Origin of the sequence: Microcystis sp. M31BS1 (assembly GCF_020245285.1) — a bacterium.
GTDB classification, from domain to species: domain Bacteria; phylum Cyanobacteriota; class Cyanobacteriia; order Cyanobacteriales; family Microcystaceae; genus Microcystis; species Microcystis panniformis.
Map to the genome: position 1 here is coordinate 1 of NZ_JADBVE010000036.1, position 11,732 is coordinate 11,732.

Sequence of the window (11,732 nt, forward strand, 5' to 3'; positions counted from 1 at the left end):
ATGTTTTTTCTTAAAGTTAGGATACTTAGTACGACCAGCAAAGAAATTGGTAAAAGCTGTTTGTAGGTGTCTTAACCCTTGTTGTAAAGGTACACAGCTAACTTCGTTTAAAAACTCTAATTCTTCTTGTTTTTTCCAATCAGTTAGCATTGAAGAAGTTTCAGTATATCCTACTCTTTCTTGTCTTTCGTACCAAGCTTGTGTTCTGAGATGGAGTGCCTTATTGTAAACCAATCTTACACAGCCCAATGTGCGCCGCAATAGCGACTCTTGTTCGGGTGTGGGGTAAAATCGGAACGAGTAGGCTTTTTCCATGTCTCACATTCTAGCATATATTTCGTAAACGATGCTCATATTTAACAGTAAAGCCGTCGTAGAACGACGGGGTTTCAGACCCAAATTTTCGATGATCCCCTGACCAAGATAATCACTCATAATCTAGTATGACCTGCACCCATTTGGGTGGACGAGAAATCGGATTACCGAGGCGATCGAGAACTAATAAGGCCACTAAATGTACGGCAAATAAGTATAATAAACTATTGACAAATATGCCCACAACTGCCACCGATTGCACTTGCAGCAGCGTCGGTTTAGCGAGAATCCCTAACCAGGTGAAAATCCAATCAATAAAATTAGTCGCTTGGGTAATCACATATAACCAGAGATTTTCGCCTAAAAGAATTGAAAACAGCCAAAAACGAAAGAATAAACCAAAAGCCCCCAACAGTCCCCCAGTCAAGATAGAAAATTCCCAGCGCGCACCCCGGCGCCAGCATAGCCCCAATTGTACCCCCATCAAGCCGTGGGGAATCAAAAAGACAATACTGCGAGTCGGTCCCATTAACACCGACAAAAGTAAACTAGAAACTAATGCTGTCATCCAAGCACAACGAGCGCCCCAACGTAAATAGGCCAAAGCGATAGGAATCGGGAAGAAAACCCTTAATAAAGGTCCCAGGGGAAAATAATAGTCAATTAACCAGATTAAACTGGTAGCACTGGCCAAAAAAGCCGTCTCCACCGTGATCAGGGTAGCGATAGACTTGAGGGGAGATGGTTGGATAGGTTTGGGGGTGGGTTTATCTAGGGGTTTCCCTTCTTCCCCCATGTCCACCCAATTGGTTTCATCTATTGTCTCTTCTGAGGATTGAGCGGGAGAATTAGCGTTAGAATCATTCATTCTATCAGTTATCCGGTGGTCGGGACAGGTTGGCCAGCTAAGTAGCTGGTTATAATTAAATTGAAGATGGATTTTGGGTTCGACCCCCCCTTAATCCCCCCTTAATAAGGGGGGTGCCGATAGGCGGGGGGATCCCCCTTGATAAGGGGGGTGCCGATAGGCGGGGGGATCCCCCTTAATAAGGGGGGTGCCGATAGGCGGGGGGATCCCCCTTGATAAGGGGGGTGCCGATAGGCGGGGGGATCCCCCCTTGATCCCCCCTTAATAAGGGGGGCATCTGAAAGTTTTTAACACCTACCTACTTATTCTTAGCTTAGACTTGTGACTCCCAGTCAGGCAAGAGGCAAAAAATACTAAGCTGTTGACTATCTAAATTGCTCTTCTGGTTTCTGTGTGGAAACGAGGTCTATCCCGATAGAATATCCGCAAAATAGTCCTAAAAGTTTTGCCCAATAAGCACTTCAGGGTTCCATAAGCAAAAATTATCACACAAAGTCGAGAAGAGCCTCTAAATGGGAGAGGGGTAGGGTAATTACAGGAAAATAGATATATTTTCACTGAAAAAAACTGGCTCTAAATACCTTCTAAATCGGCTCCTAACTCCCGTAAACGAGATTTTAGTTGTTCTATTTGTTGTAAAGCTAAAACCTTCTCTTGACGTTCCTGTTTAGCCACTTCTGCGGGGGTAGGAATTAATTCACCCTCCCTATTGAAATAGCGTAATTGTTGTTGATAAATACCCAGAAATAAGCCTAAGCGATCGCTCCACAACCAACCTCTGTCTGTCGGTTCAATTGCTTGATATTGCCCTTCCATTAGCCTAAATCCTTGAAATTCTAAGGTTTCAGGATCGAACCAAAAATAATCGGGAGTGCGAAAAATATCTTGATAAATTTGTTTTTTCTGGCCGCGATCTACTTTGGCGGTACTAGGAGAGAGAATTTCCACGATAACATCGGGATATTTGCCCCCTTCTCCCCAAACCACCCAACTTTTTCGATCCAAGCGTCTTTCTGTTCCCAAAACGACAAAAAAATCTGGGCCGCGAAAATCCTCAGATTTTTTCTGATTAGGACTATAATAAATGCTCAAATTAGCGGCAGCAAAATAATCATTGCGATCTTGCCATAACCATTCTAAACATTGAAGTAAAATCAGAATTTGTTGTAAATGAGCGTAGCTTTCCAAGGGGGGTTCCTCACTCCAGATATCCCTGGGGGGAAATTTTACCTCATCCGCACAGAACTCGTTATTGTCGATGATGGGAAAAGTGGTCATCTTTTTTGAGGTTGGGTGTCGTCCATCTCATTATATCAAAAAAGGTGGGCTATAAACCCACCAGAAAAGTAAGCAAAAAACCTCAACGATAATTAGGACTTTGGATATCTCTAAGACGTGCTTCGGGGCGTTTAAATCTGTCCATTTGTGCCTCAAAGAATTGACGATTTTTCAGTAAATGTTTGGGATTAGGATCATCGAGGGGATAGAGTAAAGCAGTGCGTAGAGCTTGAATAACTGCCGAAGTCACATTATACATCGATCGCTGGAAACTAATGCCCAATTGAATCAAAATATCATCTTGCCCCCGGCATTGTTGCTGATAGTAATCGATCAGATATTGGGGTAAAAAATGATACATATCATCCATTAACAACGTGGGGGGAATTCCCGCAGTACCCACGGGGAAAACATCCGCATAAAGAATGCCATAGTGAAAGTCTTTTTGTTCGTCGGGAACCTGTTTTGCTTGGGCATTATAGGACTTTGTACCCCGGAAGGGAGCAGTACGATAAAAGACCGCTTCCACATAGGGTAAAGCCGCTTCATAAAGCCAAGTAAAAGCCTTTGATTTGGGGATAATTTCGTAGCATTGACCATCAATATAAACGTGATGATAAATCGGCCGCCCGGCGATGGCAAAAATGCCATTAACGAGGAAATTCATGGCATCAGGAACACCTTTAAAGCCGCCTTCATCGTAGATATCAGACATCTCGAAAAATACCGGGGCCATCACTTCCCAGAATAGTCCTAAATTGGAGTAGTAGGACATCATCCGCACCTGTTCCAAAAACATATCGGGGAACAGGTCATAAAGTTTCATCATCACGGGGTTTTTCTTGAAATAGGCCTTAATAGCGCGGTCGGCATTTTGGCGATATTCTTCTGAATCAAGATAGGCATCAAATAAACCCCAACCCATATCGCGGCCATGCCATAACATGGCTTGCATACAGGCTTCAGCAAATTCCATATTAATACGGTCATGCCAGAGATGATGGATTAATCTGGGCATTTTTCGGGTTTTACCTTTATCCATGAATTCTAACAATTCAGGGTGAGCGGAACCCGTACCGCGCCAGATGCGTAAATCGGCATTATCGCCAGCGTAATGATTTTGTAGGTCTAGGTATTCTTGGGGCAGAAAATATTTAAAGAAGGGCAAAGGATCGAGGAAAACTCGTTCGGCAATATAGAGCAGATCTCGCCAATAAAAATCCATCGGTACGGCATAAGCTTTATAAATGCCGATAATTTGCATCAGATTTTCGGGAGTATCGGGCAACATGGAGCCACCCGCTTCTAAACGATGGATAATGTCGGCGAATTCGTGAGTAGAAGGGGGAATTTTGGCTTTGATTAATGTCCCAGTCATAGTTTTAGGTAAAGTAATTAGCAGCGGTTACAATAATTCGGAAACAGCAAGGGATAACTAACTATTACTCAAAAATTTACCCCGATTCAACCAGTTGGTTTTTGAGGACTTTTGCGGAGATTTTTTGAAGACAAAACTAGGTTTTGCTTCCCCCGATAAGCTGGCAACCATCGAGTTAGTGGTGGGTTCAATCCAACGGACTAAATAATTGGGTTGAATACCTAAAAAGACGATTAATACCATTAGGACAAAAGCGGGAATAGTTTCCGATTTCAAGACTTTGGGATAGTAGGCAAGTTTATTATCCAATTTGCCAAAACAGGTGCGATTAAGCAGGATAACAAAGTAAACCGCCGTTAAACCGGAAGCGATGATACAGAGAACCGTCTGCACGGGAAAACGGGCGAAACTACCCTGAAAAACGATAAATTCCGCCACAAAGCCCACTAATCCGGGGATACCAGCGCTGGCCATACCGGCGAGAATTAATAAGGCACTAACCAAGGGTAAACCGCGAATTGGGTTCATTAAACCGTTTAAAACGTCTAAATCTCTGGTTCCGGCTTTGCGTTCGACGATGCCCACCAGATAGAATAAGAGGGCGAGAATGAGACCGTGGCTAATCATTTGCGCGACGGCACCAAGGACGCTTAAACCCGTGCCGGCGGCGGCTGCTACCAGTATATAGCCCATGTGACCGATCGAACTGTAGGCCACCATGCGTTTAATGTCTTTTTGGGCAATAGCGCTCAAGGCCCCGTAAATAACGCTAATAACGCCGATAATTGCCAGTCCGGGGGCGATTAAAGACCAAGTTTCCGGGAATAATTGCAGACCAAAGCGAACTAAGCCATAAGTACCGAGTTTAGCGAGGATACCACCTAATAAAATTGCTGTAGCGGGGGAAGCTTCCGTATAGGCATCCGGTAGCCAAGTATGGAGAGGTACGAGGGGGATTTTGATGCCAAATCCCACTAACAGCAGAGTTAAGAGCAGTAACTGGGTTTTTGGGGAAAAATCGGCGGTGGAGAGGGAGGAATAGTCAAAAGTACCACCGTTGAGGAAACCTATGCCTAAAAATGCCGCTAGGACTAATAACCCAGAGACAGCAGTGTAGAGAAGAAATTTAATCGAAGCATAGCCACGTTTTTCGCCTCCCCAGATAGCAATCATCAGATAAAAGGGGATTAATTCTAGTTCATAGAAAACGATGAACAGCAGCAGGTTTTTGGCCATTAATGCTCCAGAAACCCCGGCGTTAATCAGGAGGATTAGGATGTAATAAAGTCGGGGACGCTCTAGTTTTTCTTCGGTACTATAGATAGCTATTCCTGTCAAGAAACAGTTTAAAATAATTAACGGTAAGGACAAACCATCGACTCCGAGGTTATAACTTAAACCGATTGGTTTTGCCCATTCGCGGTATTCAGAAAATTGAAAGCCACTGCTGGTTAAGTTATATTGAGTCAGCAGATATAAAGACCACAAGAAGACGGCGGCAACAAAAAAGACAGTTATTTGACGTAATTTTGCTGGCGCAAATTTATCGGGGAAAAGACCGACGATAATTGCTCCAATTATTGGCAACCAAAGCAGGGTACTGAGCATATTGGTATCGATCAAATTTATAATGACTGGGATGAGAAAAGGATTAGCCAACCAACACGATGACTAATCTGGAATTGACTAAATTAAATTCACTTTGCCAGTATCGAGATCGTAGTAGGCTCCAACAATTTTTAATTGTTTTTTATCTACTAAATCACCCATGACTGGGGATTTGCCCAATTTCTCTACTTGATAGATAACATTGGATTTAATCGCTCGCTCAAGTTTGTTGGAACCGGGTTGTTTTTCGGCTCGATCAACTCCCACCTGTAGGCCATCGATTAAACGACCGATTTGTCCGGGGAAACGACCGCCTTCAATGGTGGCTTTTACCGCTCCACAACGAGAATGACCAAGGACAACAATTACCTTGGCTCCTAATACCAACGTGCCGAATTCGAGGCTACCAATTTCTTCGGAAGTGGCTAAATTTCCCGCTACCCGACAAACAAATAGATCTCCTAATCCGCGATCAAAAACGATTTCTGCCGGCACGCGAGAATCGGCACAGCCCAAAATTGCCGCAAAGGGGGCTTGACTTTCGGCCACTTCTGTGAGTCGAGTTTGATCGCGGTTAGGACTTTTTTGTCTTCGTTCCCAGAAACGTTGATTGCCTTCCATGAGCATAGTTAAGGCCTGGTCTGGGTTCAATCCTTGATTTTGAGCCGTTAGCCATGGCTGGGAATTAACGGCGGTTTGGGCGTTACTTTTGGACAACTGAGAACCCACAACAGAGGCGGCTAGACTGGTTCCCAAAAAACCACCCCCATAACGGATTAATTGGCGACGAGAGGTATTGAACATAGGTAATTGTTTCCATTAATCAGGACAAATCCTATTGTCAGGGCCGGGGATGCTAAAGAAAAGCCTAAGTTATCAAATCTTTAACTGAAAACTAGAGAAATTTGTGATAGTAGGGGCCAGCAGATGATAATACCAATCAAAGCCACCCCCAAAATAATCGACAGAAAGTAAAATTGGGTCTGGCCCGAGACGTTATATTTCAAACTCTGACCACCAAAAACCGTGGCTAATCCCACCAGATTAACGATGCCATCCACCAGAAAGGTATCAATCCAGTTAATAATTTGCGAGATTAATCCGACGACAAAAACAATGGTGACTTTATACAATTGGGCGGTATAAAGGTCGTTGGCGAAGAAATCTTGAACGGCTTTGGGTTGAAAAACGATCGGTTTGGGGATATTTTCATTTAGATAAATATAGGCTGCCGGAATTACGCCGGCAGCAGTGGCAAGTACCAAGAGAAAAGCCACTCCCAGATTTAAGTCACTGGGTAATAAATGCCATTGTGCCAATAAAATCGGCACATGAATGGCGAAACCCATGGTCACAGTCATGGGGATAACTAAGGGCCAAAGAGCTTCCGGAGAGCGCAGGGTCATTGGTTTGATTTTACCGCCAAAGAAAACGCAAAATTCTCTAGTGACACTAAAGGCAGTTAAGGCATTGACCAACAATAGCACTAATAACAGTAAACCACTGACTTCTGCGAGGCGATCGCCCATGCGGGCCAATGACCAAAAACCACCAAAGGGAGGCAGTGCGACTAAACTAGCGGCACCGACGAGATAACAAATGCCAGAAACGGGACGACGGGACCATAAACCGCCGTATTGGCTTAAATCTTGGCTGATATTATTCCAAATGATGTTACCCACCACCATGACTAACAGGGACATAGCGATCGCGTATGTAAAGAGTAACACTAAAGCGGTTTCCGTTTGTCCGGTGGCCACAGCGATAAAAATCAGTCCCATGTAGGCACTGACGGAATAGGAAAGGGAGCGCTTGACATCGATCTGGGCGATCGCAATTAAACCCGCACCGAGGGCAGTGACAGAGCCAACAACGATCATTACTTGTAGGGTTAGGGGCGATAATTGTAGCACCGGCTCTAATTTCACCAATAACCAAGCGCCAGTGGAAACGACGACGGTATTCCGCAGAATTGTCGCCGGCATCGGTCCTTCCATGGCCTCATCTAGCCATAAATGCAGGGGAAATTGAGCGCATTTGCCCATCGGACCTGCAATCAATGCCAAACAGAGTAAATTAGCCACATTGGGGTTTAAATTGGCTGTAGCCGCCCATTCTGCTAATTCGTCAAAGTTCCAGGTTCCCGCCAGGGGTAAAAGGGCCACCACTCCCATCAACAGGATTAAATCGCCAATCCGTTTAGTCAGAAAAGCATCCCGCGCCCCCGTTACCACCAGAGATTGATTGAACCAGAAACCAATCAGTAGATAAGTGCCGAGGGTGAGAACTTCTAGCACACAATAGCTGAAAAATAGCGAATTACAGATAACGAGGGCGCACATACCCCCTTCAAAGAGGGCGACGAGAGAATAAAACCTTGCCCAACCCCAATCCATTTCTAGATAGCCGATCGCATATACCTGCGCAGCGAGGTTTAAGCCGGTAATTAGCAATAAAGCCCCGATATTAACGACCGAAATCTGCACATCTAAAGATATGCTTAAATCTGCGGCATTTAGCCAATTAAATGCTATAGATTGCGGCGGACGACCCCAAACGGCGATCAAAGCAAAAAGGCTATGTAAAAAGGCCCAGCAGGTCATGATCAAGTTCAGATAACCGGCCGGTCGCGGGCCAGTTTGCCGGATAATACCGGGAGACCAGGGTAGAGCGAGAAGTGCGCCCGCAAGGGCATAAAGAGGTACCAACCAGATAGTCTGGCTGAAGGACTCGAACATATAACCACCTCAAGAAGAAAAATGATCCTGAATTAAAGTTTAAGGTTTAATGGCTCACGAATAAGCTGTGACCATTTTTTAACGGGGCATGAATGGGGATGGTTTGACTAGCTTCCAGCAGGTATTTTAAAAAGGCATCGGCAATCACGGAAAGCTGTTTTCCGGCCAGATAACAAACGTACCAATTGCGCTGAATCGGAAACTGTTCCACGTCGAGGATGGCTAATTCTCCGTTTTCCCCTTCCGAGATGAGAGTATGCTTAGATAGTACCGATAGTCCCAAACCGCCAGAAATAGCCTGTTTAATCGCCTCGTTACTGCCTAATTCCAAGCGCACCTTAACTTTAATATCGTGGAGATTAAATAATTTTTGTACGGCTTGGCGGGTTCCAGATCCCGATTCGCGCATAATAAAAGGTTGATGGTTGAGGCACTCAAGGGGGAGATTTTTCTGACCCACCAATGGATGATCTCGTCGCGCCACCACCACTAGGGGATTTTCCAGAAAAGACTGAGAACAAAGTTCCACTTCTTCCGGCGGTTGACTGAGAATATAGAGGTCATCCTCGTTGTTTAACATTCGCTCTTGCAGTTTCTGGTGATTAGTCACCTGTAGAGCGATGTCGATACCGGGATACTGTTGACAGAATGCCCCCAGTAATCGCGGCACAAAGTATTTAGCGGTAGTAATCACGCCTAAAGTCAGTTTTCCCTGTCTAGTTCCCTTAATATCGGCCACTTTCATCTGAAAGTTGTCCAATTTATCAAAAATCTCTTGACAGGTGAACAGTAATTCCTCACCCGCTTCGGTTAAAAATAAACGTTTGCCAATTTGCTCGAATAGCGGTAAACCCACGGCTTTTGTGAGTTGTTTGACTTGGGTTGAGACGGTGGGTTGAGTGATAAATAACTCCTCGGCCGCCTTGGTGAAGCTACTGTGTCGAGCGGTAGCCTCAAAAACCCTTAACTGGTGCAGGGTTGCCTGTATCAAGTTCCTATGCCCTCCTCAATAACAACTATTTGTTACAATAAATCCTAACGTTTTTATAGATTCTAGTCAATTAACTTTTTGATAAATATAGACTTTAATAGATATAACCGCCGCTTAAGACCTTTTGTAGCTATCAGCTTTTTTCCCAGTCTCCTTTTTCAGCTTCTTGTCACCCCTTGAGGTTGTCGCCAGCATTTACTCGGGGTGAGGTGATGGGCAGGATCAATGATCGCGGCGGCAAGATAAACTAGGGGATAACCAGACCCTAACCAGCGATCGCGAAATTGCCGAGCTTCTCCAACGGCGAGGGCGAAGAAAACGTCAAATTGTCGGACTTTGTGGAATAATTATTGGAAGTGAACAATTGGACTTTTTGGCAGCAATGATTATAGTAATCGTAGAGATAATCGAGATTAAGCAGCGAGTCTAAACAGGTTTTGAATCTTTTGGGACGGTTATAGGTGGGGATAATAATTGAAAAGTTTGTCAGAGTTTTTCTGGAGTTTTGAATCGGACTTTTTTAGTAAGCTTTAAGCATTTCTTTTATGCTTTAATAATAAAAAAACTTGGCAAACTTAATCCATAATTGATGACGAACGAACTTCGGTAAAATCCGTTTACCTAAGCTAATACTAACCTCGGCAAAATTACGGCGAAGTTTAGCAAAGATAGCTCTTTTTTTATGAGTATGATACTGTCCTTTTAGATTTCTATCTCCATCATATTCAATAAAATCTAACAGGGCATTTCTGCTATTCACCTCATTGAGAGATTCTGTCTGAAAACAACAGATATTTTGAGGATATTTTTCAATTAACTTTTCAATTTTTTCATAGTACATATCCCAATATAATCCCACAGCTTTAGCCTTATCAGACTCGTTAAATTTAGGAAAAGAAGCATCCCAAACTTCATTTTTTTTCCAGGTTTTTCCATTATGTTCATACCAGGGATTATGGTCTTGAGTCCATTGCAAATAACTGTGAATTACCGCTTCTCTTTCTCGTTTCAGGCAAATAAATTTGCTGCGAGGAAATTTTTCAATTAAGAAAGCAACATAGGGAAGAAAATACATCCCAATGTCGCCAAAATATTGGTTTGAATCTGAAAGTTTATCTAGATTTTCTATCCATTTCCAAACATTTTCATGATCATTATACCATTTCAAGGGATGGGCTTGGTAATTAATTGCTCCTTCATGGAGAACTTTAATTCCAGGTTGATTATTTAAAAAATAAGATAAAGAAAGCGATCCACATCTCCCCGTTCCTAAACCAATAATTAATGTTTTACTCATTTTTATTAATCCTTTTTACTTCTGGCTCTGGTGGTTGTTGCTGATATATTTTACAATAAATATCTGCCAAGAATTGACAAGATGACGCAAATATCGCCAAATTTCTCGGTTAAATCTTCCTGTAATATGGAAAAATCCCAGAGGATTTTCTATCATAGTAATCATTGATTTACCCAGATAGATCACAGTTGAATCATAAGCTTGTAATCGCCAAGATAGTTTGATAACATCATAATAGGTATAAAATTTATTTGTTTGGTAATGTTTAGCCAATAACCTAGTAGGTAATTTTTGCCTAACAGCCGGATCCGTAAAAATAATTTCTCTAGCTTTGTCCCAATTTTTCACCAGTTCAGAAATTGGTATTTTTGTTTTATTAGTCTGATGACGACGAATTTCAATAATGGGATCTTCGCCGATAAATACAAAAAGACCTTTAGTAGCTAACCGACACCAGAATAACCAATCTTCGCCAATGGTTAAATGAGTTAAAAAGTCTTCTGAAGTTAAAAAACTTCGTCTAATACAAACTGCTCCCATAGAAAATATACCTCGTTCAATAATGCGAGTAAACAGATCAATTGGAGTTAGTTCCTCCACAAGGGAATTAGGTTGAAATATCCTATTATTATTTAGATCAACTTCGACAATATTTCCATAGGAAGCAACAGCTTCTGTCCATGATTCTAAAGCTAAGTATAATCTTTCTAAGGCATTAGTTTTAGGGCGATCATCTGCATCTAAAAAATAAATATATTTTCCTTGAGAATGTATAAATCCTCTGTGTCTTGCTAATGCAGAACCACTATTTTCTTGCACGATCAATTTAATTCTGTTATCTTTTAGTATCAATTCTTCAATGATAGCTTGAGTATTATCGGTTGAACCATCATTGACAATAATCATTTCCCAGCGACTAAAGGATTGTTTTAGAATGCTATTAATCGCCTCTTCAATGTATAGTTCGCTATTATAAGCTGGAATAATTACAGAGACTTCTTTTTCTTGCATAAAAATTACCAATCATAATTATAAAACAATGGTGATTTAGATAAATCACCAAATATGATACCATTATAAGTAGGTAGATGTTAAAAACTTTCAGATACCCCCCTTATTAAGCTATCCATTAGTCGGATCTTTCTTAACAAAAAGAGAAGAAACTTAAAAAAAGGGGAAACGATTGATAGGTATAGTTTTGAAAGAAGGAATTAAGGTGGAGGTAAGCAAAAAAATGGAGAAATGGGCAGCCCAAGAAT

At 42.4% G+C, this 11,732-nt stretch carries 10 protein-coding genes; all 10 read right to left on the minus strand.

Going from position 1 to position 11,732, the window contains the following annotated elements:
- A partial coding sequence (locus tag IM509_RS01840; protein WP_287716291.1) for an RNA-guided endonuclease InsQ/TnpB family protein occupies positions 1–315 on the minus strand: 315 nt, incomplete at its 3' end.
- 112 nt (positions 316–427) lie between these two features.
- Positions 428–1,183, minus strand: coding sequence for a DUF2232 domain-containing protein (locus IM509_RS01845; RefSeq protein WP_128575262.1), 756 nt, complete (start codon positions 1,181–1,183; stop codon positions 428–430).
- A 573-nt stretch (positions 1,184–1,756) separates the two neighbouring features.
- Complete coding sequence (locus IM509_RS01850; RefSeq protein ID WP_185237266.1) at positions 1,757–2,461, minus strand: Uma2 family endonuclease; 705 nt, start codon at positions 2,459–2,461, stop codon at positions 1,757–1,759.
- 82 nt (positions 2,462–2,543) lie between these two features.
- Entirely contained in the window at positions 2,544–3,839 is a 1,296-nt protein-coding gene (locus tag IM509_RS01855; RefSeq protein WP_012264895.1) for a CO2 hydration protein, read from the minus strand.
- Between the two features lie 57 nt (positions 3,840–3,896).
- The gene (locus tag IM509_RS01860) at positions 3,897–5,447 is read right to left on the minus strand and encodes an NADH-quinone oxidoreductase subunit M (protein ID WP_185237265.1); all 1,551 of its coding nucleotides are present in this window, start codon (positions 5,445–5,447) and stop codon (positions 3,897–3,899) included.
- Positions 5,448–5,525: 78 nt separating this feature from the next.
- Positions 5,526–6,251 carry a carbonic anhydrase gene (locus IM509_RS01865; protein WP_072927083.1) on the minus strand — a complete coding sequence of 242 codons (726 nt, stop codon included), beginning with the start codon at positions 6,249–6,251 and terminating at the stop codon, positions 5,526–5,528.
- Between the two features lie 80 nt (positions 6,252–6,331).
- Positions 6,332–8,185, minus strand: coding sequence for an NAD(P)H-quinone oxidoreductase subunit F (locus IM509_RS01870; protein ID WP_052277500.1), 1,854 nt, complete (start codon positions 8,183–8,185; stop codon positions 6,332–6,334).
- A gap of 46 nt (positions 8,186–8,231) precedes the next feature.
- Entirely contained in the window at positions 8,232–9,176 is a 945-nt protein-coding gene (locus tag IM509_RS01875; RefSeq protein WP_052277501.1) for a LysR family transcriptional regulator, read from the minus strand.
- A 550-nt stretch (positions 9,177–9,726) separates the two neighbouring features.
- Positions 9,727–10,473 carry a sulfotransferase gene (locus tag IM509_RS01880; protein WP_002743515.1) on the minus strand — a complete coding sequence of 249 codons (747 nt, stop codon included), beginning with the start codon at positions 10,471–10,473 and terminating at the stop codon, positions 9,727–9,729.
- 15 nt (positions 10,474–10,488) lie between these two features.
- Entirely contained in the window at positions 10,489–11,484 is a 996-nt protein-coding gene (locus IM509_RS01885; protein ID WP_052277502.1) for a glycosyltransferase family 2 protein, read from the minus strand.
- Between the last annotated feature and the right edge of the window lie 248 nt (positions 11,485–11,732).

What these genes read in the sequence shown, in the direction of transcription:
- IM509_RS01845 (WP_128575262.1), bottom strand. Translation starts at nt 1,183, where the DNA reads ATGAATGATTCTAACGCTAATTCTCCCGCTCAATCCTCAGAAGAGACA.
- IM509_RS01850 (WP_185237266.1), bottom strand. Translation starts at nt 2,461, where the DNA reads ATGACCACTTTTCCCATCATCGACAATAACGAGTTCTGTGCGGATGAG.
- IM509_RS01855 (WP_012264895.1), bottom strand. Translation starts at nt 3,839, where the DNA reads ATGACTGGGACATTAATCAAAGCCAAAATTCCCCCTTCTACTCACGAA.
- IM509_RS01860 (WP_185237265.1), bottom strand. Translation starts at nt 5,447, where the DNA reads ATGCTCAGTACCCTGCTTTGGTTGCCAATAATTGGAGCAATTATCGTC.
- IM509_RS01865 (WP_072927083.1), bottom strand. Translation starts at nt 6,251, where the DNA reads ATGTTCAATACCTCTCGTCGCCAATTAATCCGTTATGGGGGTGGTTTT.
- IM509_RS01870 (WP_052277500.1), bottom strand. Translation starts at nt 8,185, where the DNA reads ATGTTCGAGTCCTTCAGCCAGACTATCTGGTTGGTACCTCTTTATGCC.
- IM509_RS01880 (WP_002743515.1), bottom strand. Translation starts at nt 10,473, where the DNA reads ATGAGTAAAACATTAATTATTGGTTTAGGAACGGGGAGATGTGGATCG.
- IM509_RS01885 (WP_052277502.1), bottom strand. Translation starts at nt 11,484, where the DNA reads ATGCAAGAAAAAGAAGTCTCTGTAATTATTCCAGCTTATAATAGCGAA.